This window comes from Rhodococcus sp. IEGM 1372, assembly GCF_030056835.1.
Classification (GTDB): Bacteria; Actinomycetota; Actinomycetes; order Mycobacteriales; family Mycobacteriaceae; genus Rhodococcoides.
Genome location: NZ_JASHKS010000016.1, coordinates 22197 through 48275 on the forward strand (window position 1 = coordinate 22197; position 26079 = coordinate 48275).

The 26079-nt window shown below is 63.4% G+C and carries 27 protein-coding genes; 12 read left to right on the plus strand and 15 right to left on the minus strand.

All coding sequences use genetic code 11. The features are described 5' to 3' along the window. Positions 1 to 44 precede the first annotated feature (44 nt). The 11 genes from QM590_RS14760 to QM590_RS14810 form a co-directional block, all read right to left on the minus strand. A complete protein-coding gene (locus tag QM590_RS14760) occupies positions 45 to 1550 on the minus strand; it encodes an SCO6880 family protein (protein WP_219520323.1) in 1506 nt (501 codons plus the stop codon). Beyond that, a complete protein-coding gene (locus QM590_RS14765) occupies positions 1547 to 3106 on the minus strand; it encodes a hypothetical protein (protein WP_269595485.1) in 1560 nt (519 codons plus the stop codon). Before QM590_RS14765 ends, QM590_RS14760 begins: the two co-directional genes overlap by 4 nt. Next, on the minus strand, positions 3103 to 3939 hold the full coding sequence (locus QM590_RS14770) for a DUF8175 domain-containg protein (RefSeq protein WP_219520325.1): 837 nt from the start codon (positions 3937 to 3939) through the stop codon (positions 3103 to 3105). The genes QM590_RS14765 and QM590_RS14770 overlap by 4 nt, the downstream gene beginning before the upstream one ends. Next, a complete protein-coding gene (locus QM590_RS14775; protein ID WP_219520326.1) occupies positions 3936 to 4574 on the minus strand; it encodes a DUF8175 domain-containg protein in 639 nt (212 codons plus the stop codon). The genes QM590_RS14770 and QM590_RS14775 overlap by 4 nt, the downstream gene beginning before the upstream one ends. Positions 4575 to 4627: 53 nt before the next feature. After that, the gene (locus QM590_RS14780) at positions 4628 to 4900 is read right to left on the minus strand and encodes a hypothetical protein (protein ID WP_094639457.1); all 273 of its coding nucleotides are present in this window, start codon (positions 4898 to 4900) and stop codon (positions 4628 to 4630) included. Positions 4901 to 4967: 67 nt separating this feature from the next. Then, positions 4968 to 5153: a hypothetical protein gene (locus QM590_RS14785; protein WP_219520328.1), complete on the minus strand. Its 186-nt coding sequence runs from the start codon at positions 5151 to 5153 to the stop codon at positions 4968 to 4970. Next, positions 5150 to 5446, minus strand: a complete 297-nt coding sequence (locus tag QM590_RS14790; RefSeq protein ID WP_094639458.1) for a hypothetical protein — start codon at positions 5444 to 5446, stop codon at positions 5150 to 5152. Before QM590_RS14790 ends, QM590_RS14785 begins: the two co-directional genes overlap by 4 nt. A gap of 38 nt (positions 5447 to 5484) precedes the next feature. Beyond that, positions 5485 to 6129 carry a DUF6668 family protein gene (locus QM590_RS14795; protein ID WP_094639795.1) on the minus strand — a complete coding sequence of 215 codons (645 nt, stop codon included), beginning with the start codon at positions 6127 to 6129 and terminating at the stop codon, positions 5485 to 5487. Between the two features lie 32 nt (positions 6130 to 6161). Further along, positions 6162 to 7850 carry a cutinase family protein gene (locus QM590_RS14800; RefSeq protein WP_230074838.1) on the minus strand — a complete coding sequence of 563 codons (1689 nt, stop codon included), beginning with the start codon at positions 7848 to 7850 and terminating at the stop codon, positions 6162 to 6164. A gap of 50 nt (positions 7851 to 7900) precedes the next feature. After that, positions 7901 to 8806 (minus strand): DUF8176 domain-containing protein, encoded by a 906-nt coding sequence (locus QM590_RS14805; protein WP_269595486.1) that lies wholly within the window; start codon positions 8804 to 8806, stop codon positions 7901 to 7903. 92 nt (positions 8807 to 8898) lie between these two features. Next, positions 8899 to 10200: a hypothetical protein gene (locus QM590_RS14810; protein WP_269595487.1), complete on the minus strand. Its 1302-nt coding sequence runs from the start codon at positions 10198 to 10200 to the stop codon at positions 8899 to 8901. Positions 10201 to 11574: 1374 nt separating this feature from the next. Between QM590_RS14810 and QM590_RS14815 the strand changes: the two genes are divergently transcribed. From QM590_RS14815 to QM590_RS14825, 3 genes are all read left to right on the plus strand, one after another. Then, positions 11575 to 12078, plus strand: a complete 504-nt coding sequence (locus QM590_RS14815) for a helix-turn-helix domain-containing protein (RefSeq protein ID WP_241257678.1) — start codon at positions 11575 to 11577, stop codon at positions 12076 to 12078. An 89-nt stretch (positions 12079 to 12167) separates the two neighbouring features. After that, positions 12168 to 12386 carry a hypothetical protein gene (locus QM590_RS14820; RefSeq protein WP_219520330.1) on the plus strand — a complete coding sequence of 73 codons (219 nt, stop codon included), beginning with the start codon at positions 12168 to 12170 and terminating at the stop codon, positions 12384 to 12386. A gap of 441 nt (positions 12387 to 12827) precedes the next feature. Beyond that, positions 12828 to 14597, plus strand: a complete 1770-nt coding sequence (locus QM590_RS14825) for a hypothetical protein (protein WP_269595488.1) — start codon at positions 12828 to 12830, stop codon at positions 14595 to 14597. A gap of 48 nt (positions 14598 to 14645) precedes the next feature. Here the strand turns inward: QM590_RS14825 and QM590_RS14830 are convergent, their stop codons facing one another. From QM590_RS14830 to QM590_RS14840, 3 genes are all read right to left on the minus strand, one after another. Beyond that, a complete protein-coding gene (locus tag QM590_RS14830) occupies positions 14646 to 15791 on the minus strand; it encodes a GAF domain-containing protein (RefSeq protein ID WP_269595489.1) in 1146 nt (381 codons plus the stop codon). Next, complete coding sequence (locus QM590_RS14835; protein ID WP_269595490.1) at positions 15751 to 16548, minus strand: MBL fold metallo-hydrolase; 798 nt, start codon at positions 16546 to 16548, stop codon at positions 15751 to 15753. Before QM590_RS14835 ends, QM590_RS14830 begins: the two co-directional genes overlap by 41 nt. Positions 16549 to 16692: 144 nt before the next feature. Then, positions 16693 to 17934: a cytochrome P450 gene (locus QM590_RS14840; RefSeq protein ID WP_411741355.1), complete on the minus strand. Its 1242-nt coding sequence runs from the start codon at positions 17932 to 17934 to the stop codon at positions 16693 to 16695. A gap of 184 nt (positions 17935 to 18118) precedes the next feature. Here QM590_RS14840 and QM590_RS14845 point away from each other — a divergent pair, with 184 nt between their 5' ends. From QM590_RS14845 to QM590_RS14865, 5 genes are all read left to right on the plus strand, one after another. Beyond that, positions 18119 to 19990 (plus strand): putative bifunctional diguanylate cyclase/phosphodiesterase, encoded by a 1872-nt coding sequence (locus QM590_RS14845; protein ID WP_269595492.1) that lies wholly within the window; start codon positions 18119 to 18121, stop codon positions 19988 to 19990. 588 nt (positions 19991 to 20578) lie between these two features. After that, on the plus strand, positions 20579 to 21376 hold the full coding sequence (locus tag QM590_RS14850) for a ParA family protein (protein WP_269595493.1): 798 nt from the start codon (positions 20579 to 20581) through the stop codon (positions 21374 to 21376). A gap of 236 nt (positions 21377 to 21612) precedes the next feature. Next, a complete protein-coding gene (locus tag QM590_RS14855) occupies positions 21613 to 21792 on the plus strand; it encodes a ParB family protein (RefSeq protein ID WP_269595494.1) in 180 nt (59 codons plus the stop codon). A 362-nt stretch (positions 21793 to 22154) separates the two neighbouring features. Next, positions 22155 to 23099 carry a DUF2637 domain-containing protein gene (locus tag QM590_RS14860; protein WP_269595495.1) on the plus strand — a complete coding sequence of 315 codons (945 nt, stop codon included), beginning with the start codon at positions 22155 to 22157 and terminating at the stop codon, positions 23097 to 23099. After that, positions 23096 to 23725, plus strand: a complete 630-nt coding sequence (locus tag QM590_RS14865) for a TetR family transcriptional regulator (protein WP_269595496.1) — start codon at positions 23096 to 23098, stop codon at positions 23723 to 23725. The genes QM590_RS14860 and QM590_RS14865 overlap by 4 nt, the downstream gene beginning before the upstream one ends. 131 nt (positions 23726 to 23856) lie before the next feature. Here QM590_RS14865 and QM590_RS14870 read toward each other — a convergent pair whose 3' ends face one another. Then, positions 23857 to 24768 (minus strand): hypothetical protein, encoded by a 912-nt coding sequence (locus tag QM590_RS14870; protein ID WP_269595497.1) that lies wholly within the window; start codon positions 24766 to 24768, stop codon positions 23857 to 23859. 91 nt (positions 24769 to 24859) lie between these two features. Here QM590_RS14870 and QM590_RS14875 point away from each other — a divergent pair, with 91 nt between their 5' ends. From QM590_RS14875 to QM590_RS14890, 4 genes are all read left to right on the plus strand, one after another. Next, on the plus strand, positions 24860 to 25060 hold the full coding sequence (locus tag QM590_RS14875; protein ID WP_269595498.1) for a type II toxin-antitoxin system HicA family toxin: 201 nt from the start codon (positions 24860 to 24862) through the stop codon (positions 25058 to 25060). Next, complete coding sequence (locus QM590_RS14880; RefSeq protein ID WP_269595499.1) at positions 25057 to 25443, plus strand: HicB family toxin-antitoxin system; 387 nt, start codon at positions 25057 to 25059, stop codon at positions 25441 to 25443. Before QM590_RS14875 ends, QM590_RS14880 begins: the two co-directional genes overlap by 4 nt. A gap of 228 nt (positions 25444 to 25671) precedes the next feature. Then, a complete protein-coding gene (locus QM590_RS14885) occupies positions 25672 to 25824 on the plus strand; it encodes a hypothetical protein (protein ID WP_269595500.1) in 153 nt (50 codons plus the stop codon). Positions 25825 to 25826: 2 nt separating this feature from the next. Then, positions 25827 to 26027, plus strand: a complete 201-nt coding sequence (locus QM590_RS14890) for a hypothetical protein (RefSeq protein ID WP_269595501.1) — start codon at positions 25827 to 25829, stop codon at positions 26025 to 26027. Positions 26028 to 26079 lie beyond the last annotated feature (52 nt).

A 26079-nucleotide genomic window follows, 5' to 3' on the forward strand; every position in this document is an offset into this window, starting at 1 on the left:
CTCTTTCTCACGCAGGGGTATGGGCCGGTGTGGGCGAACAGCGTCTAGCTGCGGCGCACCAGGATCGAGGTCGAGATCTGATCGGGCAGCAGCACACCCACACCGAGACCGGCGACGAACGCGGCATCCTGGAAGGCGAACGCGCGGCGCAGCCGCAGCCGGGAGCGGGCAGCGAGTGATTCGGTGACGGCGGCGGCGTTGGCGATCTCGTCGACCGAGCCGACGGTGATCGTCAGCAGCGCCGAATAGCGTTCGTATCCGGCTCCGGAGACCATTTCCCGGCGTGCCTGCTCGGCGATCTCGTGGCGCTTCTCCGACCCGGCGGAGGTGATCTTGTTGCCGCGAGAATTGATCGCGTGCAGCGCGTCTCGGTGCTGCTTGTCGACCTTCTTCGCGGCGTCCCCGGCGGTGTAGGGGCGGTAGACGAGAGTGAGGCGCTTGCGCGGGAGGTCGTCGTGCGGCTGCAGCAACGGTTTGAGGACGGTGTCTGTGAACACCGATTCCGGAGGCGCGGCCATCTCCCAGACGACCGAGACGCCACCGTCGTGGCGGTAGTGACCCCACTCGGTCTTCGCACGTCCCGGTCCGGCGTCGTCCCAGTCGACACCGTGCTCTTCGCCGGAGATCTCGAGTTCCTCGAAGTCGTTCTCGGTCGACGGGTTGTAGGAGCGGTGCACGGCCGCGGTGATCTCGGCGGCGGTCATCGGCTGGGCATCGATCCCGGCACCGGAGAGTGACTCGTACAGATCCGGCAGACGACGGGCCAGCTCGGTGGCCATCTCCTCGGGGTCCTTCTGCCGCTCTTTGGTGGTGGCGCGGAAGGTGATCGACAACCGCGCGAGGGTGCGGTGGCGACCGGACGGCATCCGGACGGCGGACTGCTGGACGAACGTCGCCGCCAACGGCGGTGCGGCGTCGACGAGTTCGTGTTCTGCTCGCCGCGCCAGCCGCAGCCCGGTGGCGGGAATGTTCTCCACCACCACCACCGCGCCGACGATGTCGCCGGGCAGGCCGAGATCGGCGAGGTAGACACCCCAGTCGGCGGTGTAGAGATCCTTGTCGCGCTGAACGATTGCTTCGTCACCGCCGGGGAGGGCGTCGAAGACGACGGTGTAGCGGTGATCGTCGGGGTTGTGGATCATTCCGAATTCGTTGCCGTGCCGGTCGATTCCCATGTAGACCTTGGTGCGGGCGAGCAGTCCGGGGAGTTTGTATCGGCCACCGGGGATCCTCGAGTGCGGTCCTGCGTGGTATTCGGTGGACTTGTCGACGTGCTTGCGGCGAAACCATTGCATTCTCAGTTGTCCTGTCTCGTAGAGGGTTCGGCCGTTCGGCGCGATGACCAGCGGGGTGAGGATCACTGCGCCGACACCCATCAACGCGAGTCCGAAGAGGACGTTTCCGAAGATCAGGACCGCGAACGAGACCGCGAAAAATCCTGCGCCGTAGGCGATTACCTTCGTAGGTAGGCCGAACGCGAACGTGCTCTGCGGCCGGTTGCCGGCCGAGTAGATCGGCGGCTCGTACGGCGCTTCGAGCTGTGTGGTCATCGTTGGATCCGTCCGTGGTAGTTGCCGACTGCACCTTCTGCAGCGGAGCCGAGGGTGTTCGAGATCGAGCCTGCGGTGCGGCCGGCGTTGCCTGCGGCTTTGAGTGCCCCGGCTGCCCCACGCAGGCCTGCCGAGGATGCGGTGCGTCCTGCCGAACCGACGGCCGAGCCGACTCTGCGGGCTGCACCCATCGGCCCGGACGATGCACCTGCGTGGGAGGGACTCGATCCCCCGTTGTAGCGGCCCTGAAATCCGGGGGTGGAACGTGCGCCGGTGCCGTTCCCACCCGAGGACCCACCTTTGCCGCCGCCACCGGAGGATCCGGCGACGGTGTTGGCCGCTGCCCCGAGGGCACGCGACCCGGCCCTAGCGGTACTGCCCATCACCGCGCCACCGGCTGAGCTGACCTGTCCGACTTCGCGGCCACCGGCGGAGATGGTTTCCGCTGCGGGAGCGACGATCTTGACCAAGGTGGGCAGGGAGAACCCGACGACGGCCAGCAGGATCGAGCCGATGATGACCGTGGCGATCTGATCCGAGCTCGACGCCGAGGATGCCCAGAACGCGAACAGATACAGCAGCGTCGCTACCGGCTTGAACAGCAGCGCGCCGAGAGTGAACGCGATCATCGACTTGTAGGAGCTACGCCCGGTGCCGGTGGCCGACGCTGCGGCGGCGAGCGGGATGACGGCGACGACGACGCACAGCACGGCCTCACGGATCAGCAGTGCGATGAGCTGGGCAACCGAACCGAGGAACGCGAACCCGGCGCAGGCGAGAGCGAGTATCGGGCCGAGGCCGGTCTTGTCGTCGAACGCGGTGATGGCGGTGATCTTTTCGTTCAGATCGCCGCCGACGAACTTCTCGAGCGCGTAGGCCGAGGCGACGTCTCCGACTTGGTGGAACATCAACACCAGGATCGGCAGCAGCGAGACAGTGATGACCGTGCGGACCAGCATGCTGGCTGTTTCGGTGGCTCCTTCCATCACTGCTTGTTTGCGGGCGATGGCGAGTTTGGTCATCGCGATGACGATCGAGGCGAACAAGGCGACGAGGGTGAATCCGGTGATGATGTTGCGTAGCCCCGACATGGCGTTCTCGGCGGCGAGTCCTGGTATGCCCGAGGACATCCAGAAGGTCATGACGGTGCGGAATGCCTGGCTGTTGCCTTCCATCACGGCTTTGGTGAAGTCACCGACGGGGTCACCCCAGAACGCGGACGATGCGGAGGAGACGGCAGTGGAGATCGCGTCACCGGGATTGTCCTCGAACGAGTTGGAGAGGCAGAACACCTGAGGGAGTGCGTCACCGGTCACGCTGTTGAGTTGGTCACCGATCCAGGTCGAGTCCTCGCGCGCCTTGTCCAGGCATTCCCGGCGATCCTTCTGAAAGTCGTTGCCTTGGTTGGCGATATCTGCGATTCCAGGAACGGGCGGTGGGTCCTGGGCGTACGCGACGGCGTTGCTTCCCGCGATGATCCCGACGGTGACCACCGCGAGAAGAAGGAACCGAATCGCACCGCGTCGGATTCGCTCGAAGACGTTCGGGCGCGTCACGCGAAGCTCCAGGGAGTGAAGGAACTGATGTCGGTGATGTCGGTGTCGGTGGCGACGGAGCGTTTGTCGAGCCGGCTCCTCCAGGTACCGCCGTCGTAGAACATCGACGTGCGCAGGACTGTGTAGACAGGGGTGGTGCGGCGTTGCCCGTTGTCGTCGATGGGAACTTCGATGGCGAATTCGACTGACGCGAAATCAGAAGTGCAACTTCCGATACGGAACGCCACCGGAGCGGGAAAACCAGTGGCGGCGTCTTGACCGGGCGAGTCCCACGCTTCGGCAGCGGCACCGCGATCGAGTTCGTCGGTGTGCACCGTGAGGAGCTCGTAGGCGTCTTTTGCCACCGGACCGGGACCGTACGTCGTTGCCACCCAATTCCACCCGGCCAGGGCTGCCCCCTGGGGAGTCTGTGTGTAACCGGTGGGTACGTTGCCGGTCACCGCGGTGGGTCCGTCTGTGGTCGAGACCAGCAGCGGAAGTGAGGCGGTCTGTTGGATCTGTACTCCGGCCGGTGAGGTGACGGGTGTGTTGGTCGGAGTGCATTCGATCCGCGGTTCCGGAGCGGTCTGTGGCAGCGGCTGCCCGATCGGGTTGTTGGGGACGGTGACCTTGCGGCCGAGTATGTCGACGACGGGTGTGCCGAAACCTCGTTGGCCGTTGCTGCCCGATCCGGACGGGTCGCTGGGCGTGGGTTCGGTGGTCGACGGTGCAGCCGTGGCCGGTGGGGTGTCGTCGTCGTTCATGTTCGGGACGATGAAGACGATCGCACCGACGATTGCGACGACGACGAGCGCCGCAACGCCGATCAGGATGGTGCGGATGCGGCGGCTCATGAGGTGCGCTCCAGGGTGGTGTAGCCGTCGAGGGAGTCCAGTTCGACGGCGTCGATGTTCTCCTCGGCGGTCGGTAGGACGATCCGCCAGTCATCCGATATCCATTGCAGCGCAACCGGGTAGGCATAGAGCTGGGTGTCGGTACCGATGGTTTGGGCGACCGACACTGCCGCTGAGAGCGGGTCGTCGCTGTAGTCGGTGACCTCGAACCCGACGAACTTCGGTGCGGCGTCGGCGGGGACCGATCCGGAGACGGTGACGGCGGTGCGGGCGGCCGCGAATTCGTCGCGGCCCGGTCCGGGTGCGGTGACGGTGTTGACCACGTCCGGCCAGGCGCGGTCGTCGGCGACGGCGAGTGCGGTCTGTCCGTTGATCGCGGCCAGGACAGCGCCTTGCGGGGTTTGTGCGTATCCGCTGCGGTTCACCGATGTTCCGGCGAAGGGCCCGTCGATCCGTGAGGTCGGCACAGACACTCCCGCGACCTCGCGCCAGGTCAGTTCGGCCGGGGCGGAGCGCAGATCGGGTGCTGCGTCCGGGGTGGCGGTAGGGGCGTCGTCGTTGCCGGATCCGCACGCAGCGAGTGCGAGGACGGTCGCCGCTGTCGCGGCGATCCGGAGTGTGCGGGAGACGGTCATCAGGTGAGGCCTTTCGGGTCGAATGTAGTTCGGGTGCAGCGAATGTGGGTTTCTCAGGCGAGGACGGCTTGAGCGATCCCGGATGCGGATCCGATGATGGCGGCGCAGATCAGGATGCGGGCCAGGGTCGCGTCCTCGACCATCTGTGTTCCGGTGGACTTGCGCTGGTTGACGAACACGGCCCCGCACACGAACAGTGCTGCGATGCAGGTGATGATGGCGAACCAGAGCAGCCACGACAGGCCCGTCATGATCGGCTGCCACACCTCGTCGGGCCATTCGACCGGTTCGGTGGGTGGTTGAGCGAGCACGTCGGTCATGGCCATGACACGTTCACCCACCAGGCGCTGAACGAACAGAGCACGGTGATGGCCAGGGCGCCGGTGTGACCGGTCATGCGATCACCGCGCCGATACCTGCGGAGACAGTGCCGACCACGGTCGAGACCAGCAGGACTGTGGTCGCGCGGTCGTGTCGGCTGCAGATGGTCTTGTCGACGGCGACCACACCTCCGCTGATCACCATCGCGCTGATCGAGGCGATGAACACCCCCCACAAGGTCCAGTTCAAGGCGGTCATAGGACGAGCATGTTGACCAGGCCGGCGGCACCACCGATGACAATGGACCCGAACAAGCCGCCGACGAGTTTGCCGGTGGCACCGCCTTGGCCACCGCCGGAGATCTTCTCGTAGGCGAGCATCGCGCCGCAGATCATGATTCCGGCGACGGCGGCGATGATGCAGCCCCACATCAGCCAGGACAGCAGGGTCAAGATCTTCTCCCCGGTGCGGCCGTCCGGTGCTTGGGGGCTGACATCACCGATGTTCTGTGCGAGGAAGGTGGTTGTCGACGCGGCGAGGGTAGTGATCATGGTTGATCTCTTTCTGTGAGGGTGAGTGGTATTGCGGTTCAGTGGCCTGCCGCGATGCGGGCGGCAGCGAAGATTTCCCGCCCGATCACGGCGAGTTCGTGGTGTGGCGTGGTGGTCGAAGGGGCGGGTGCCCGCATCCGCCCGGGTGGGGGTGGGTCGGGCTCGGAGGGTGTCCAGATCGCGAGCTCGTGCTGTCTGTGGGTGCGCAGATCCTCGACGTACGGGATCCGCCAGACCGCCGGGGCTGCGGAGGCGACGACATCGGCCCAGCGGCGCAGGGTCTTCGGGAGTGGGCCTGGTGCGTCGGGAACCAGAGCGAGTCCGAGGAGGGTGCAGCCGCCGGTCAGTCCTGCGGCTGCTTGCAGGAGCAGATCGTGTGCAGCGTCGAGGCCGGCGCGGTCGGTGCGCGCGACGACCACGACGTGCGGGTGCCGGTCGCGGGCGGGCCAGCCCCGGCGGGCGTCGCCCGCCGGGGCCCAGATCTGAGCGAGTGTGCCTGCGCCGGAGCGCCCGTGAGCGGCGAGGAGCCACATCGCGGGCTGGCGACCGTGGACCGATGGTGAGACCGGGTTGTCGTGTATCGGTGCCTGCCGGGATTGCGGTGGTATCCGCAGTCCGGCCGGGGTGACAGATGGTTCGTCGTCTCGGTCGTAGTCACGGCGCTCTGCTGGTTGTGCGGCCATGTCGGGCGCACCTCCTTCTCCGGCGTTCTCGGTCACCGAGTGGTGGTTGGTGAGACGGTGGTTGGCACAGCGGCAGAAACGGTGGGGGTCGCTGTGGTGGCCGCTGTGGTCGTCGTGGCGGTGCCGGTGGTTCCGACGGTGGCGTGGGTAGCGAGGATGCTCCCGGCGCTGCGGACGGTGTCGGTGGTGGCGAACAGGGCCGCGCCTTGTTTGATCACTGCGCCGACTTTGTCGGCGAGGCTTTGATCGCCGGTCAGGTCGGCGGCGAGGGCGACGATCCACCGGACGGTCAGCTCGACGGGGGTTTCACCTTTGGATCCGACCGGAACGCTGTCGTAGGAGCCGTGTTTGGTGGCGGTGTTCCAGTACGAGGTGTCGGTGACGAGCTGCGCGAGACCGGCGTTCTCGTCGATGGTGTTCGACACTTCCTTGAATGCGACGTCGACGGCCGAGTCGATGGTGGCCGGGGGTACGAGCTTGACCGCTGAGGACAGCACTTTGGTGGCGAGTATGCCGAGGGCTGCGGGTGGGTTGGTCAGGCCGACGGTGGCGAGCTGGCCGATCGTCTCGGGGGTGATGACGTCCTTGGCGACGGTGATCGCCGCGCCGATGGCCATACCGGCGATCTTGGTGACCGCACCGACCGCTTCGTCGATCATCTCGTCGGTCGAGGTGGCGGAGGGGTCGGAGTACTTCGCCATCTTCGACAGCACCGTCTCCGACGATGAGTTGACCTCGAATCGTCCTGCCTTGGAGTCGAAGTCGATGTTGTCGTTGATTACCGACGCACCGGTCATCAGGGCAGTGCGTCCGACGGCGGTGGAGACGTCGGTGAGGATCCGGACGGGGTCGCGGGTGTCCATCGAGGACTGTCCGGCGATGGACGCCACCAGCTTGGCCGCGGGTGCGTCGACGGGGGTGTCGCACGCGAGATCGCCTGCGGTGCAGTACGAGGCGACCCGGTCCGACACTGCTCCGAATCCAGCGATCTTCGGTGTCGGTGCGATACCGCCACCTGCGGGGGCGGCTGCGGCGACGGCCGGGGCGAGTTGGACGGTGTCCACGGCTGCGCCGTCGGTTCCCGGTGCCGGTGCGGGGGTCGATCCCCCACCTGCGATGACGTCTTCGCCTTCGGCGCGGGTGGGGTCGGAGAACAGTGCTCCGCCGGCGAGATCGTCGGCAGGTATCGGCCCTTGTCCGGCACCGATAGCGCGCAAGACCTTCGATGCGGCTTCGCCGCCCTGGGAGTAGCCGGAGATGAAGAACTTGGAGTCGGGGCAGCGTGCGGCGATATCGGAGATCATGGTGGTGGTGTTCTCGGCACCGATGTCGACGGACTGGGCGTAGGGAACGGAGCTGCGGTCCCCTGGCTTGCCGCCGAACGATGCCGGATACGGGACGTACTTGCGGTCGAGAGCGGGTCCGTCGCCGGAGTTCGCATCGCGCATCGCCGGGACGGTCAGCCGGGAGAAGAAGCCGGAATCGGTATCGGGTGAGGTGTTTTCGTCGATCTCGGTGGTGCCGGGGACGACGAGGAGTTGGAGCACCGGGCAGTCGCCGTCGGTGCTGGTTCGGCTGGTCGTTGCTGATCCGGACGGGGTGGGTGTGGCGGACGGTTGCGCGGCTGCGACTCCGCTTGCGGAGACCACGATGGTCAGCGCGGCGGTGACGGCGAGCAGGCGCACGGTGTGGCGGCGAACCTGGTCGATGGGTGTGTGCACGGCTTCTCTCTTCTTCGGTGGGATCCAGCGGATATGCCTGGTCTAGGGGGTCAGCGCGGGACGATGGCGGAGATGAGCGTCGTGCCGTCCTGCGCCTTGGTGGTGGTGATCCGTTGGCGACTCATGCGTCCGTCGATGCCGGGTCCGCGCTCGACGACGGTGACGTCGTAGATCCCGGCGTCGATCGGGTCGGCCAGGACACAGAACTCGATATCGGGTTCGAGCTGGTCGATCCCTACCTGGAGGCGCTGCGCGGACGCCATCACCGCATCTGGTGCACCTGCGGCGCGGGCGGCAGCGCCGTCGCGGTCGAAGTAGAAGGCCTTCTCGAACCGCCAGATCGCCGCCGCGCCGGGGTCGGCACTGTCTTCGGTGACCGGGTCACCGTCGGCTTGCCCCCGGCACCAGGTGACATCGGCTGCGGCTGCACCGGCCGCTGCGGGAGCGGTCGAGGTCGGAGCCGTTGTGGTGGTGACGATCTCGTCGGGAAGCAGTGCGGCCGGTGGTTGCGGTTCGTCACCGAATCCGGTGAGCACCAGCACGGTTCCCACTACTCCCCCGATCAGGACCGTGAGTGCGGTGGTGACGGCGACGGCGGCGCGGTGGCGTCGCCACCACGACTGCGGAGGTGAGGGCGCGGTGTAGGGGCCTCCAGCGCGAAGCACGGAGGTCCGTTCGTCGAAGGAGCCGAATCGGTCCGTCGGCGTGGCTACGGGGCCCAGGTCCGGCCGGTTCACGTTGGGGCCGTCTGCAGGACCGTCGAACCAGTCGTCGTCAGGCTCGACGTCGGCGAACTGGTGCTCGGGCAGAACGGTCAGTCTGCGCTCGGTTGGATACGCGGAAGCTGCTGCAGCAGTCTCGGTCTCGGCGATGACAGGCTCAGCGAACCAGTCGTCGGTGCCGTCGACGTCGCCGATGTCGTTGTCGGTGTCGGTGGTGCGGTCTCGAGGTGCCACAACAGGCCTTTCCGAGGGATCGAAGTAGAGGAACGGGGTCGAACCTTCGGATACAGCCCGGCCACCGGGAGTGGTCGGGCTGCACCCGGAGGTCAGACCGCGAGGTTCAGGCCTGCAAGTGCGGCTTTCGCCTGGTCGAGAACCGGAGTGACGGCGGTATTCACCGCGGCGACGGTGTCCGCAACGGCAGGCTGCTCGATGGCTGTCGAGGTGAACTGCTGAACCTGCTCGTAAGCGGGTTCGGTCCACACCTGTGCGTCGTGAACGGCCTGGTCGACGATCGGTGCCGCACTCTGAACCGCGGTGTCGGCGGCCGCGAGCACCTGACGGCCGTTCGAGTCGGCGGCAAGGGTGTCGCGAACTTGTCCCACGGCACCGGGGAGATCGACTGTTGCAGCCGGCGGGACTTCGGGGACGCTGTCGGCGGCCGGGGGAACCACCGCAGGTGCGGGGGCAGGCTCTTCGATGATCTGCTGTTCGCCACCGAGCACTGTGGCACCGAGGACGCCGCCGATGGCCGCGCCTGCGCCGGTCAGGCCCAGCACGATCGGTGCCGACAGAGCAGCGCCGACTCCTGCTCCTGCGAGCGCTGCCGCTCCGGGAACGAAGATGTATCCGATCGGCCCGGCCGGAAGAATAGCGACTGCACCCGCAGTTGTTGCCGCAAATCCGAGTGCGCCACCGATAGCGGCACCGGTTCCGATGATCACTGCGGCCGGGGCCACGGAGGCTGCGAGGCCGACAGCGCCACCGGTGATGACACCGGTCGCGGTACCGGCGGCGATGCGGTCGGCGCGGGGTGCGTCGGCGAATCCGTTGTCCACGAGCCAGTTTCCGCCGTCGGCCTGGAGCGCGGCTCCGGTGTTGTTGAACTGTTCGACCAGGTTTCGGTCGAGCAGGTTCGGGTCGTACGGGACGAGTTCGCCGCCGACGAGGACGTAGCCGTCGGGTGCGTCGATGGGGGCGATGTACTTGCGCTGCACCGTCGGAACGGGCGGCGGGGGCGGCGGAGTTGCTTGCAGTGCGGGCGGTGCCTGGGTTGGTGCGGCCTGCGGCGCGGGAGCAGTCTCGTAGTAGGTGTTCTGGTAGGAGGACTGCTGGTTGCCGGACCGGTAGTCGTCGTAGCTGCGCCACTGGGACTGCTGCACCTGAGGTGAGGCCTGGTAGCCGGGCAGGAACTGGCGTTCCTGGGTCGGGGCCGGCGGCGGCGCGACCGGGGTGGTGTCGGTGGTTCCGGACTGTGCTGTGTCGGGTGCGGTCACGAAGTCCTGTGGGGCGGCGTGGGCGGTGGCGGTGCCCCATGCCAGTGCGACGGCGACCGGTACGGCAGTGAGAACGAGTGCCCGTTCTCTGCGGCGGCGGTGACGCCCGCCGATTCCTTGCTGAGGAGACATGTGCGGTGATGCCTTTCGTAAGACGCTGCGGTGCAGCGGTATTGGATGGGGTGTCAGAAGTGGTTGATGGTGGAACCACCACCGTCCGCGCTGGGGAACGACCGAAAACGAGGGTCAGCCTTCGGGTGATCCCTCAACGCAGACGACAGGTGATGCCTTGGTGTGGATGCCAGCACGCGTTCGTTGCGAACTGGCATCCACGAGCTGTCAGCCCAGGAGGCCGAGCCAGAACCAGAGCTGCGAGAAGATCCAAGGCATCGGGCGTATTCCTTTCTGTCAGTGAGGGGTTGAGGGATTTGTTCGATGTCCCGGCGGGGTCGCCCAGTTCGGCACACGATGAGGTAGAAGCGTCACCGTGCGACCCTCACGCCGGTCCACCAAATGAGCTACCGCGTTTGTCTCAGGAGTCGGACTGTCGCTGTAGCTCACGATTGGGGTTAGGCGGCGTCTCCGAAGATGTCCGGTCGGTCGCTGAACGCGACTTGCCGCCCGGGGGTGTGAGTCGGGGTAATCCAACTGGGCTTACGGAACGCTGGGTCGGAATCCGTCCACTCGCCGAGCAGCTCGCCGGTCTCTTCACACAGAAGTTGGTGCGTGGAATGGGGCGACGAGGTCAATGAGCACACAGCGAGGCCGGAAACTCGATCGTTGATCGCAGGGCACGGACTCTGCGCGTGCCATACAGTTTCGGTGTGTAACGATTCTTGCGATGCAGGAGATTGCATAACTGTCTCCGATCCGATTGCGGTTCGTATACATCCGCATAGGCTGGGAGAGCCACAACGGATACACCTATGCCCTCGAAAGAGGTCAAGGTGTTTCTAGGTGGAGGGGACTCCGGATGCGTTTCGAGACGGCAATCACGGCGCATCTGGAGTCTGCTACTTCTTCAATGGCATTGTCAGGGTGGAATTCTCACTTTCGAGTGGCGGTTGCACATGCGATCTATGCTGCTCGCCGACACTGCTGCTGCAGGCCGGTTTGAGTGCCGGTTTCGAGTGGATCGAAACTCTAGAAAGCCATCGCGCGAATTGACCAGGCGCGCCGAAGACGCCGCATCGTTCCGCCTTGTGGCGGTCGATCGGCTGACATTCGACTGGTAGTGCACCGGAATCACAACCCCCGTCAATGGCTCCCGTTGGCGAGCAGCACAAAGTGCGCTCATGCATCGATCGCTGTCGAACAACTCAGACGGCGAGAATGCCTCCACGGAGGAGGTGCAAGCGTTAGCTAACCATGCATCAAAGCTCGTGGCAACTGTTCGCATCATGACCTCTACTGATCTCGCCGGGTTCGACCCTACAACGCGATGCTACGTTAACACACACCAGTTAACACGTACAGGTGTCGCTGAAGTGCATGGGAGGGCCATCGATGTCCATAGGATCGAACGAACAGGAGTCGGAAGCATCAGGAGTCAAAGACGTGTCCAGGAGTGGTGTGAGGCTCTTCAGTGGCGCTCGACTCCGGCAATTTCGGGAGCGAAAGAAGCTCTCCGTGGACGACCTGGCCGGCCTCTCGGGGGTGTCTCGTCAAGCGATCTCGACATGGGAGACGGGCCGCGCTCAGCCAACGCCCGGGCCCCTACTCCGTGTTGCAGCCGCTTTGCAGACGACAGTGCCCGATCTCGTCCCAATCCCATCGGGCGAAGTCACTATCAGCGACCTCAGAGTGAGAGTCGGACTCACCCAGGGTGAAGCCGCAAGTGGGCTGGGAATATCGGCGACGCTGCTGGTTGATATCGAGCGCGGGCGGAAGCCGCTCAACGACTCGAGGGTCGATGCCTTGGCAGACCTCTACCAAGTGCCGGTCGACGAGATTCGGTCTGCATGGCAACGAGCGATCGACACGCGCGAAGCGCGACTGAAAACCCTCTAGATATCCTCTCCAGGATTTCTCACCCCTATCTCGAGCCCTTGCGGCGTGTCTCGACCGAACCTGGTGCAATCGGTGTTATTCATATCCCTATGCCTAGCACCGCGAAGCGCCACCGCGACCGGAAGAAGTCCTCTCTGTTCGTAGAGATCGATCCTGCCGTTGTGGACCGCGTTACCGCGGAAGCAGCAAAACGCGGCGTCAACAAGTGGGAGATCGTGGAAGCGGCTCTCGGCCTTGGGCTCGAGCGCCTGACGCCGGTCAAGGAGCCCTACAGTTTGGATCTCCATGGCTTGGACAAGACCGCATGACGCAGGTGCAGGGCGACCGGAAATCTCGAAAGGACGGTGGTGACTGCTACTGACGTGGATTTGACGAGTCATGTTGCTGGTCAATGTGACTCGATGCAATCGAACTGAATCCGCAGTGAAGCAGACAGCCTAGAAATAGAAAAACCCCTGGCGGCAGGGCCAGGGGATTTCTAAGTTGTCGAGGAATCGAGTTGGTAGCTCGGAACCTCTGCTCTTCTGCTTATCCCCGAAGGGACTGTCTTGCTGGACAGGTCTCAGGGTACATCGCGCCCTGACATAGGTACAAGATCTAACGTTCGTGTCGGCCCATCGAAGTTGACACCCGACAACGTGTGGAGACGTCTGTCTCCGCTGGTAACCGCGCGTCGGTCCATGCGAGTCTGGAGTGCCGCCAGCGGTAAGTTCGATACCTCGCGGCCCCTGACGAAGCACCTTCCCTCCGTGCCGGCCGCACTGCCGATCTATGCGCGCGGCCGCACAAGTCTGCTAGCGCTGGACTTCGACGCCAAACACCACACGCCGGAGCAGGTCGACGCCGATGTCGAACGTGCCTTGGGATGGCTCCACGAATGCGGCGCGCGCACCGTTACCGACCGCTCGACGAGCGGCGGCCGCCACGTCCTGGTGCCCATGGCCACCGACATTCCTCTGCGCGTCGACGACATCAAGATGGTGATGCAGCTGCTCACTGCCCGCCTGGTCACCCTGGACGCCACTCCGATGCTCAACGCGAATTGGGGATGCATCACTCCCCCCGGCTCACCGTGCCGCGAGGGCGGGTACCGCGTCCTCGACGGCACCCTCGACGACGCGATCGACGCCTTCACTGTTCGCTCCGACCGTGGCATCGTCGCGCGCCTGATCGCTCTGCTGGGCGGTGCAACCACTCCTCGGCATCGAACCCCCACGGCCGCTGTCGCCGCCTCCCTGACCCAGGAGGAACGCCTCGTCGGTACCGGTCGAGATCGACGCCTGGACCCGCGTTTCCACCGCAACACCCCCGTCCCTGATGCCGTCGAGACGTACGCGGCCACCGGCAAGTTCACCAAAGCCCACAAAGGCCTATGGAAATCCCCGTCGGAAGCACGCCAGTCCGTCATCAGCCACGCAGTCCTGCGCGGTGCCAGCGCTGCGGACATCGAGAAGACGATCGCCACCACGAAGTGGGCCGGTTTACGCCGCGTCTACCTCGACAAGTACGGCACCCACTCAGCCGCCGCCCTGCAACGAGACGTGGACAAGGCCCTGACCTGGGCCGCCACGATTGTCCGTCCATTCCACCAACTCGCGCACAAGAACATATACACAGGGGGGGATGGTTCTTTCCTGAAAGATCGAGTTCGTCGGCAATGGCTGGCGCACGCGGAGCTGTGGATCAACGCAGAGTTTCTCGGTACCCGCCAACGCCCTGTCCTACTCGCAGTGGTGCAAGCGCTGGCCTACACATCCGCTCTGGCCGGTGAATTGGTCGAGGGAGTCCCGGTCGTCGCAGTCGGCGGTCGAAGTCTGTCGCACGCAGCTGGACTGATGTCGGAATCGACCGTGTGGAGCGCGCTCAGACTACTCAGAGAGACCCCAGGCTCTCCCCTGCTGCTGGTATCTCGCGGGGCAGGCCGAGAGGCCGACCGCTATGCCCTGACCACTCCAGCGACGACCCAGGACGGCCCCGGAGCGGCGCATATCGCGCGAGCACGGGTCGAGCCGGTACACCCGGCATGGAGCGTGCTCGGTCTACGCGGCAGAGCGTTGTATGAGCTGGTCAAGGCCGGCCTTGTCACCAACGTCGACGACGCATTCGCTGCCGCCAAGCTCAGGCCCTCCAACGGATACGCAATCCTCGCGGATCTGACGAGCGCTGGGCTCATCGAACGGAACAATGCAACCCTGACCCTCGGACAGCGCACATTGGACGACCTCGGGTCAGCTCACGGCCTCGCAACCGTCGCAGCGGACCGCATCATGCGGCACCGAGCAGAACGGCTGTTGTGGCAGGTGTGGCTGGAAAGCCGCTTCGCTCCCCCACCATTGAGTGACGGAGCGATCGAGCTGGCACCGCAATTGGTGGCTACTGCCATGCCTCTAGCTGACGAACGCGAGTCCGAACGGCTGTGGGCCGTTCGGTTCGCTGAAGGCCCACCGGTCAGAGACCCGGTGCTCGACGCAATCGAACTGCTGGGGGATCAGCTCGGTGCGGTGATCGTCGCTGGATGACACCGCCCGACAACAACCACCGTCAAATCCGATCGATTGGTTGCTAGCTCACCACATTGCCGGTGGCGCGACGCACTCACCGATCTGAATGAGGGCGGCTCGAATGGTCTTGCCGCCGGACGAACGTGCATCGCCGATCGTGGTGATGGTCATGTCGGCCAGCAGCCACTCATCGTCACCGGGGAAGCGGAGATACAACGGAAACGAAGCTTGCTTTTCGGATCCGTCCAATATTGCGGCGCGAGCCAGATCCAGCGCCTCGACCGTCTTCGGGTGGAGCTCCGGGTTGTGCCGTTCCCATTGGTCGAACGGGGCCGGCGGTGTCTTCAACCATTCGAAGACGATGCCAGTGTTGAGATCCAGATGCCCGAGACCTGCGTCGGTGTCCTTCGCCACGAGCTGCGCGGCCGCTCTGGCAATTTGCCGATCCGACATGCCGGGGGCCTTTTCGGCACCCTCTGTGGTGTCGTGCAGGAGACCGACGATGCGTCGCCCGTCCGGGGCGATCCGCGCTCTGACGGACATGTCGATCCGTCGTTGAATTCCGTTCGCATCGGTTAGGTAGATCGGGGCGTCGAAGGATTCTCCGGATGCAAACTGGTCGCAGGAAAGGGCATCCAGATACTCGCGATACGCCTCTTCTGCGTCGAACCGATCGAAGTGTTTCCAAATCTCCTGCAGAGTTCTGGTATCGGCTCCATCGTCCAAGCCCAAGATTTGCGCATCGTGTCCTGGACCATGTTTCGTCACCTGACGTTCGACGTCGAACTCGAACGTGCCGACAGATTCGGCGGGCGGCCGTGTCGCGTCGGGATTGCCTGCCCAAATCTGGACCCCGAAGACTCCTGAAGGGCCGATGATCGGGACACCGAGGACCATCATTCGTTCGTACGCTCCATGGCCGTGCACGGGCTCGACCACCGTATCGCCCGTCAAGAACACTTCGGGGATCACTTTCTGGATTGTTGCGAAGGTGGTCCGGGTGTCCGTTCGCCGCTTGATGCTGGTGAAACTACGATGACCACTTCCTTTGGCGACGACCGTGGGCTCGATTCCGTCGGCGAACCCCAGCGTCTCGATCACGAGCCACTCGCTCCAGCTCGGGTCCGACTGATCTAAGTTCTCGTTCGCCATGCAAATCCCCGTCCGCCGATCATCTTCTGGTCTGTAGCTCTTCCAGCGCAGCTCGGTCATGCGAGCAGAACACTTCTACACCTATGTGTTGGTTGTGCGCCAGCTCCTTGAGCCGTGCATGGTTGATTGCGATGCGTTTCGGATCCACGGCCAGCATCGTTTCCAGGGCTCGCAGACCGCGCGATCTGAGGCTTGCTCGTGCTGTTCCCATCTCGATCGATGATTGATCGTAAAAGGCGTCGCCAGCATGAAAGAGCCAGCCTCGTCGTGCCGCCCTGATCGCAACACCCGCGTGCCCGACAGTATGTCCGGGCATCGGGACCAATGTGAAGTCGTTCAACCCGGCAACTGGATAGCTGCTGGAAAAGCCCAGGAACGGTTCGCCCTCCCCCGCATATGTTTTTACACGCATGTCGAGCGGGAGATGATGTTCGCGGTACCGGAGCTTCGCCGTGATCGCCGGGCGTGCACTGGCAATCGCGTGCTCTGTGGCCGTGACATGCACCAATGCGTCTGGGAAGTCGCGTGCGCCGCTGATGTGGTCGTAGTCCAGATGCGTGCACACGATATGTCGAACGTCGTTGGCGCTGTACCCGATTCGCTGCAGCTGGGCCAGTGCGGTTTCGTTCTGTTGCAGTGCCGGCCCCAAGGCCAACGCGGCTTTTCCTAGAGCAGCGGGCGTCGCAATGTCCGCACTCCCAATTCCGGCGTCGACCATCACAAGGCCATCATCGGTTTCGCACACCACTACGTGGGTCACCAGGCCGAACCGGAAAGAGCCGCAATTGAGATGATGGACAGTCTGCACACCGACCATGACGTACCTCACTTCGGATGAATGGCGATCCTGGAGGCGACAGCCTGCAGGGAGCGCACACGTCCGAAGCCGAATAATCGAGGCCCTGGGAAACCCACCGCGAGAGCGAGCTGCGTCGAGGTCGATGCTATCGGTGCCGGAGACCTACGTCCACGGCGTCTCACGGTCGACCCTGCACGGTAGGCGATGGATACCGCTGATGAAAGCCGAGAGGACAAGATCAGGTGGCGTCGATGCAAGGTGCGGATGTCGAGTCATCAGATGCTTGAGCAGGGTGCGAACCTCGAGTCGTGCGAGATGTACGCCAAGGCAATGATGGGGATCGCGAGCACCGAACCCGAGCTGTCGGCTTGCGTTGGAACGGGTTATGTCGAACCGGAGGGGATCGGCGAAAATTGCCTCGTCGTGATTGGCGGACAGATACCACATCACGACCTTGTCCCCCGCCTCAATCGTCCGGCCGCCCACCGATGCGGTAGCAGTCGCCGTGCGCCGCATATAGGGGACGGGTGAGGCCCACCGAACTATTTCGTCGATGGCCCCGTCGATATGACCGTCGAAATCGTCGACGAGTAGCTTCAGCTGCTCAGGATGAGTGGTCAGCAGGTGTGCCGCCCATGACAAGGTTTGCCGCGTCGTGTCGTACCCCGCGGTGATCAGCAGGATGAGAAAGCTCGCGAACTCCTCGACCGTTAGCTCAGCGCCCTCTACTCCCCCCGCGACTGAGGGCCGCAGAAGTCGGGTTATCACGTCATCCGACGGCTTCATCTTTCGCGAAGCGCCCAATTGCGCTGCATAAGAGTAGATCTCAAGCACGCTCGGTGACATCCCTGGAGAGTTCGTAAACAGCTCGTTGCTGTTCCCGACCACCTGGTCGGTCAACCGCTTGATGAGGTCCCGGTCGGCGGGTGGAAGGCCGAGGAGTTCGCAGATCACGACAAGAGGCAGCTGACCTGCAACAACGTCCACGAAGTCGAACTCCCCGGATGCCGGAATGGCATCGATCAACACCTGAACGTGTCGATCGATAGTTCCAGCGATCTGACGTACCGACCGATGTGTGAAGGCACCCTGGACAATGCCACGGAATCGGCGATGCTGGGGGTCGTCCATTGCAATCATCGAGCCCGCGAACGCAAGTGCTTCAGCGGGGAAATCGGCAATGGTGAAACCCGCAGCCGAAGAGAATGTTTCGGGACGGCGACTTACATCGACTACCTGATCGTAACGAACGATCGACCAGAACCCTGGTCCTCCGGGCTCGTCGTGAAACTGCGGTGGGCTTTCTCTTAACAGCCGGAACCGGTCGAGCCTGCGATCGAATGAGGTATCCCAAAATTCCTGCGTCGCAGGCGATACGGCCACGTCAATCGTACTTGGTGACACATGGACCCCCGAGTCCTTGAGCTGACAATTGCGTCGATCGTAAGTGCCGGTCGCACCTGGCGGCGATACGAAACCAACCGAGCAGCCGTCGCGGTACAGTTCGCCGAGCCTGCTCGGTTGGTTTTGACCGCTCGAAGCAGACCGCCCGCTCAGCTTTGCCGTTGCTGCCCCCTGAGGAGAATCTGTGCGTCCCACGGAAAGCCTGGACGACCTGGTGACGGTCATATCGACAATCCTCATGCCGGCGGATGCCGACACCGCTCAAACTGCGTTCGGGCGAGTACTCAGAACGCTGGTCGAGCATTTTCGGTGCGATGCTGGTTTCCTGCGGCGCAACGATCACGAGGTCAGAGCCAGCATCATGGTCACCGAGTGGCCGATTCGCCCTGACGCTCCTGTCCCCGACCCATTGGGAACGGTCTATTTCGACGGTGCAGACTCGGTGTTCGCCAGGTCGGAACACCTCGCAGCCCCTGTCGTGTTCAGGCCGGGCAAGGACATCGAGGACTATCGGCAACGAATCGAGGCCGCGTCCGGACATGCTGCAACGTCAACGGTGGTGGTTCCCCTACTGGGATCTCGAACCGAAGGGGTGCTCGGGCTGGTGCACCTCGGGGACAGGCCCTGGTCGGACGAAGAAACCAAAGCCCTGATGGTTGTCGCAACGATGCTCACGCAGGTCCAAGGCCGAATTCAGGCGCAGGAGTCGCTTCGACTCGCGGCGTTGCACGACTCACTGACGGGGCTACCGAACAAGCTCGGGATCACCAGCGAACTCGGCCACCGCCTGACCGATGTGAGAGCAGAGGACCCGGTCACGGTGCTCTTCTTCAACTTCGACCGCCTCGAGGCCCTCAACGACTTTCATGGACACGCCGCCCGAGACTTCTATCTGGAGTCGCTGGTGCGGACCCTTCGGAAGGTGCTCGGAGAGGGCGCGTTCTTAGGGAGGTGGGCAGATCACGAGTTCATCGCGCTGCTGCAACCCAAGCAAACGGACTCGACCGACGTGGCGAAGCTGCTGTCCCCCAGCGCTGTGGCAGCGAGAGTCCTCGAAGCAGTAGCAGAAACTACGGTGGCCATCGGCGGCGATTCGATTACCCGCACGGTCTCCGTCGGAGTGACCACTGCCTTTCCCGGCGTCGACGAGGTACACGAGTCGATAGTGCACGCCGATCAAGCCGCCCTGGTGGCCAAACGTCGGGGCGGGAATGGCGTGGCCTTCTTCGATCACACCATTCGAGCTGCAAGCTCGTTAAGGAACGATGTGGAGCTGCACCTTCACGCAGCAATCCACGACGGCGATTTGGTTCTGCACTATCAGCCCGAGGTCGACCTGGTGACAGGCCGCGTCGCGGCCGTCGAGGCATTAGTGCGGTGGCAACATCCTCAGCGGGGCCTGTTGCCACCCTCAGCCTTTCTGAGCGTGGCGGAAGGCTCTGACCTTGCAATCGAACTCGGGGAATGGGTCCTCGGGGCAGCCACATCGGCGTATGCCACCTGGCTGCGTGATTTGCCGAATCTCGACGTTGTCTTGAGCGTCAATGTCTCCCCCAACCATCTACTTGCCCCGCGGTTCCTCGACACCGTTCAATTCGCGCTCTCCCAGAGCGGCATGGACCCAGGCAAACTGTGTTTGGAGGTAACAGAACACAGTGTCGTGCAGGACACCGAACAGACCGCCAAAGTCCTCTCGCTAGTAAGGGACCTTGGGGTGAAGGTCGCGATCGACGACTTCGGTACAGGCTTCAGCTCGCTGATCAATCTGAAAATCCTCCCGGTCGACATCGTGAAGATCGATCGCGAGTTCGTTCGAAACCTGGAGCACGATCCTCAGGACCAAGCGATCGTCCGTGCAGTTGTCTCGTTGGCAGAGTCTTTCGCTCTCAAGGTAGTCGCCGAAGGAGTCGAGTCGTCTGCCGCCAGCGAGGCCCTTCGCTCAATGGGATGCAGACACGTGCAGGGCTTCTTCTACTCGAAGCCGGTCGCTGCCGGGCAGGCTCTCAAGTTGTTCCCGGACCGCTTCGACCTCCCCTCGGATCTGGCCGGCGGATAAAGCGATCCGGGCTCGACTTCCCTGCAATCTCTGCGCGTGCACCAGACCGCACGGGGTTGCAACGCCTACACCCCCTAGTGCCACTATGGGCAATAGCGGTTATAGCCGGGGCTTCCCCCCGGGGGTCTCGGCGCGCGCGCAACTCTGTGATCACTCGGGGCGAAGTTGCGCTGGCACTCCTCCCCCGGCGGGTGTGAACGTTGAATATGTGCGCTGACGACCAGGGCTTCGAGCAGCGAGCTTGCAGCGTTTGCGCTGGGTATGTGCACGATTGTGCGCCGATTTGCAGGCCGTCGCGACAGCGCTGTGTCAAGTCGCGGACGAGCTCAATGCCCATATGGGCACATATATTAGCTTATATTGACTACCGTAACCTTTACTAGCTAGACTAGGTTCAATAATATTGCGGTAGATAACGTAAGCGAAGATTGGTTTAGCTATCGCAAGCTAAGTGGTTCTTCCATAAGCTATTGGCAGGTAAGACCCCCGCGCCTGCCTGGTGTCGAGCCCGCACGCCCAGTTCTCCCCTGGATAGACACACAAACCCCGAAAGGGCAGGGGGCCGATGATGAAAGAGGTTTGCTGTCCATGACGATTACTGCGATTGCCAATTTGAAGGGCGGGGTGGGGAAGACCACGATCGTCAACGGTCTCGCTCACGCTGCAGCGAGCGCACGGCGCACTTGCTTGGTGGTCGATGCGGATTCTCAGGGCAACTCGACCAAGCACCTCACCAGCCACGATGTGGAATCTCCGCCTGACTGGAGTCTTGCCGATGTGCTTGACCGTGATGTCGAGTGCTCCGCCGAGCAGGCCATCATCAAAGCCCGTAGATCAGGGATCGATGTTCTACCCAGCGGATTCGGTGACCTTCAAGCTGTCATGGATACCCTGGTAGCCAAGACCGGTGGCGAAATGGCCGTGGACAGGGCCTTGAAAGCTGTTGCCGACAAGTACGAACACATCCTCATCGACTGCCGCCCAGCAATAGACCTGGTCTCGCGGGGGGCTCTCTATGCGGCGGACAACGTACTGATCGTTGTCAACCCGGAGTCCGACGCGATCGACGGTTTCGACGCTATCCGTCAATCGATCGACGATCTCGAGCAGTACATGGGCAAAGTTCTGCCGATCGCGGGCGTGGTTGTGAACAAGATCGACGGACGCCGCGCCGACCATGCCAAGACCCTCGAATACCTCAGGGGCTACGTCAAGGAAGCCGATATCCCTATCGTGGGAGAGCCGATCCCGATGTTGACTGACATCAGCAAGCTCACCAATGTTGGTATGGGCCTCGATGAACACCCCCGACCGACCGGGAGGATCCGGAACCTCCATGAAAATTTCGTCAAGATCCTCAACGCAACAGGGGGAGAGGCAAAATGAGCACGATTCCAGAGCCGAGGATGCCCGCGCCGCGTGCGTCCAGGCAGCGAAACGCGTTTGCGCAGGCTGCTAGTCCACCAATCCAGCCCAGCCCTCCACACAGCCCGGAGAACGAACCCGCGCAGGATGCAGCGGATCGGCACCGGAGCGTGCAGCCTTCGACGGGCGCGGAGAGCAACGCGGGGGTGAAAGAGCGATCCAAGAGGATGGAGGGAACTCGCGACATTCTCCTGTCCATGCCTTCGTCGCAGAAAGAGCGAATGGAGGCCACCATTGCCCACACCCAGGCCTTCACCGGGGTCAAGCATCAGCAGGTTTTCATTCGGACGGCAGTGGAGCGGTTGTGTGAACAGCTCGAGCAGCAGTACAACCAGGGGCACCGCTACCCCTTGCCTCCGTCTACGCCGTCGCTTTAGTACCCCTACTTCCCCTACCGCCCATATGGGCTATGTCCTGTTGTAGTCGTACATGTGCGGACTAGGTGCGGCGGTCCGGCAACCATGCATCGCACTGGAAACCGAGCGGTGCGGGTTATTGGCCTCCTGCGCGCGGCTGGAGGACGTGTGAAAGCTCGGTCATCCCGATTGCACCGAAATCGATGTTTTGCAACGACTTCGGTACGGCATCGTCCTACCTGCCCTCAACGCCGTGGCGAAATGGTTCGTGGATCTTTGCGCGGCCAGCTCGTGGCTTCAACTTCATCTCTCTCGGCCTTGAAGGCCCCGGCAGTGCGGGAACACCGCCGGGGCCGGCCGATCACAGAACGGACCTGCGATCAATGAACAACGCTAATACCGACGCCGACCGGGACATCACGGAGGCCGCGCCGGAGATCCATCCAGCTGTCATCACCTGGGCGCTCGTCATCGGTCTGATCGTCGCTTTCGTCGTGACCGCGTCGAGCTTCAAACTGAGCTTCACCACTCTGCTCGATCTGGGCACCATGGCCGGTATGCGCGACTCCGCGTGGGTCATCCCGGTCGTGCTCGACGGACCGATCCTGGCGGCCAGCATCCTGCGAATCGCGCTGTCCCAACACACCGATAGGCGCACAGTCCTCGGTCGTCGATTCATCATCGCCGTCTTCACGGTCACAGGAGCGCTCAGCATGGCCGGCAACGCCTACCATGCCGTTCTCACCGTGTCCGATCTGAATGCTGCCGTAGCCGCAGCGATAGGCGCACTTGCACCACTGATGGTGATGACCATGGCCGAAATGATGTCCGTCGCGATCAGCGCCCCTCGTCGACGCCCCGTCACCACCACAGGCCCGGTTGCAGACGACGCTGCTGCGACGACCGCTCCATCCTCCATCGCAGCTACTCAGGGCAGCGCCGCCGACGAAGCGGCATCGAAGCCTGTCGAGACCGTGATCGTGGAGGAAGACCTGGACAACGGCCTGCTCAAGCCCGCCGTGTGGAAGAGCGTGAACCTCTACCTCGCGCACCCTGACTGGTCACTGACCGATATCGCGCGACACCTCCAGAAGGCCCAGGGCGGAACGACCCATACTTCCACGGTCTCCCGGCACATCAAGGCATGGACCGAAGTCCAGCAGAAGATCGCCAGCCAGCGCAGCCTCGACCCGCATGATGATCACCCACCGGCCCTGGCACATGTCGACCACGCTGACGACGACGTGGAGGGGAGCCCCGACTACGGCACCGACGATCAGTACGCCCCGGCCGAGGGTGGACGTGACTACGCGGAGGCCGTTCGATGACTCAGCAGCGGGCGATCAAGACCCGCGCCGCCGTTCTCGACGGTGCCGCAACAGAATTCGCACAGCACGGATATGTCGGCGCATCGGTCAACCGCATCATCGAGTCCACGACGGTCACCAAGGGTGCGATGTACTTCCACTTCCAATCCAAAGAGGCCATGGCCGAGGCAATCCTCGATAGCGCCGCCTCCGTCTACACCGCGATTGCGAATCGGTGGACCGCCATCGACGGGGTCCATTCATTCGACGCGATCGCCGGGATGGTCGACGACGCGGCCCAAGCCTTCTCCGAGGACATAGCGTTGCGGGCAGAGGCCCGATTGACCGTCGAAACCGAGTTCTTTCAATACCGACCCCTCTCGGAGTGGGATGCTGCGGTCTTGGATTTCGCAGGCAAAGCAGGCGAATCAGGCTGTTTGCGAAAAGATTTCACCGCAGCGAAGTTCATGGGGGTCTTGTCGGCGTCACTGGCCGGGCACCGCCTGCTCGCTCACACGGCCCCGACCGGCACCGCTGCATCGCTCGAAACCGGCTACCGCGAGGCCGTGGACACCGTACTGGCCGCATCGCGCACAGTGACGTGCATCGAATCGCACGGATCTGATCGGACGCGAGCTTCCGCATAAGCGGGCGGCGGCACTCGAAATGGGTGTCAGCACGGTAGGGGAGTTGCCTCCGCGAACGTCGCCGGCCCCCCGGCAGACCGACCTCACTTGCTCACGTGGATATTTCGGTTGGGCTCGCGTGAACCGACTGTCTACTGCGAGGTGTCGGCCGGGTCCGCCGAATCGGGCTCCGGCTCGAACAGTGGCCTGAACGGGCGAGGAAACATGTCCTCGAGGAGAGTCAGGTCGGGATCGGTGATCTGAAGGCTGTCGCTTTGTAGGTGCTGCGCGCAAAAAGCGTTGTGGTACTGAGCAACCCATGCGTATTTCTCGCGGATCCGCGACGGGTCGGGGTAAGTGGCCAGGGCTGCGACGACCACGTCTTTGTGTTGTTGCAGGAAGTGTTCGGCCGGGCCGATGTCATCCTGTTCGGCCGTCAACGCCGTATCGAGGTAGTTGACGAACGCCCGGCCGTCGGCGTCGACCATGAATGTTCTGTTCCATTCGGACGTGTACGCCTCACGTCCGTAGCTGCCATAGCCAGCAGCTAGTGCATATTGGATCGCCTCGTCACTCAGCAGCACCCGGGGCACAATCGCTGTGTGCTCCTCGAGTACCACAGCCTCAACCAGGGCAGGGCCAGTGATGTGCGCATAATCCGCATAGATGTCGCCGGTGGATATCCCTCCGCGAAGGAACCGGCCACTGATAGCGAGCTGAAATTGGTAGGTTGCGATCGAGTCGGACAACATGCCGAGCTCACTACCGAATGCAGTCCCGTTGATAGGGACGGCGAGCGCAATACTGTCACTGAACGTCAACATCCGTTGAAAGCGGCCTTCCCAGCTCGCGTCGTGAAGCGTGCGATTCAGCTCATCGAGCAGCTCTATCTGCTGCTGCAGACCGGCGTCAGTCATGCCCTTGACCGCTTCCTTGGTCCCCAGGGCGTCGAGGTACGCGGCGACGGACCGACGTAAACGCGGCTTGCCGGTGTCGTCGCTGTAAAGCTCTCGACCCTCCGTCAGTCGTTGTTGTTCTCGATCGCGGATTTGGTCGCTGTCCATGAATCGACGTTACCGCCAGCCATGGGGTACGTGTCACGGGTTCCGTCTAGCCTGATTGACTAGAAACTGTCTAACGTAATAGACTATATTTATGGTTACCGAGCAACCCACGCGGAAGGTGGTTAAAGCCCTCAAGGCGGCCGGCTTCTCCTCGGTCCGCACAGTCGGCTCGCACAGTACGTGGGTCTCGGCCGACGGTGCGGTCAAAGTGACTGTTCCGGACGGGCACCGGACGATTTCGCCCGGCGTCTACCGCAAGATCCTCGCAGCCATGAAGGAGGCGCAGCAGTGAGCAAGACCTACACGGTGTCCATCACTCGTGACGGCAAGTGGTGGATGATCACCGTTCCAGAGCTGGACGCTCTCACCCAGGCCCGCCGCATCGACGACGTCGCCACCGCGGCGAAAGAGTTGATCGCCCTCGAAACCGGCGTCGCCCTCGCCGACGTCGAGATCGAACAACACATCGAACTCGAGCCCGGGGGAGAGGACCTCGCCGCCCGTGTCGCGGACATCAAGGCCCAACGTGCCCGTCTGAGCGAGGAAGAGGCGCGAGTGAAAGCCTCGACCGAAGCATTCGCAAAGCAGCTCGCAGGCGCGCATGTCCCGGTACGCGATATTGGATCACTGCTCGGTGTGACCTTCCAGCGGGCGAGTCAGCTCGTCAACAACTGAGCCTCGAACCTGCAGCATCGCCGTATGGGGCGGGACCGTCGAGTGGGTCGTCAGTGGCCGAAGTGTGGCGTGGTCCTGGCCGCCGCCAGCACTCTTGTGCAGTTGTGCATCCCCGGCTCGGGCAGTGGCATTCGGACCTTTCGGCGTCGGCACGTCCTCACCGGCAGCGTAGTCGCGGCACCGGATAGCAATCGGCTTTCGCGCTTGCTGTGGGAGATACTGAACTTCATGGCCGATGACCGCACTTTCGTTCCTGATTCCGACCACGGGCAGGCAGGGTGGGTGACTCTGCCGAGCGGGCAACGCGCCTACCGCTACGTTGGCTCCGACGACCTGATCTACGACGCCGGAACCGCACCCGGCACCGCCGCGTCGAACTAGGCATGGACCCGATCGAGCGCGCCGCCATCATCGACGAGGGCTACGACCCCGACGACCCTGCCGTGCACGCTGCCCTGGCCGACGTCGTGCGAACCCTCGGCGAGCATCGACACCTCACCAGCGAGCCAGAGCTGTCGATCGACTACCTCGTGAACACCTCCAGGAGCCGCGAATCGGGATGCTCATCGGACGCACGCAGGTAGTTCGACATCGAACATGTGTTCGGATAGATTGAGGCGAGGAGATCCGTTCGGC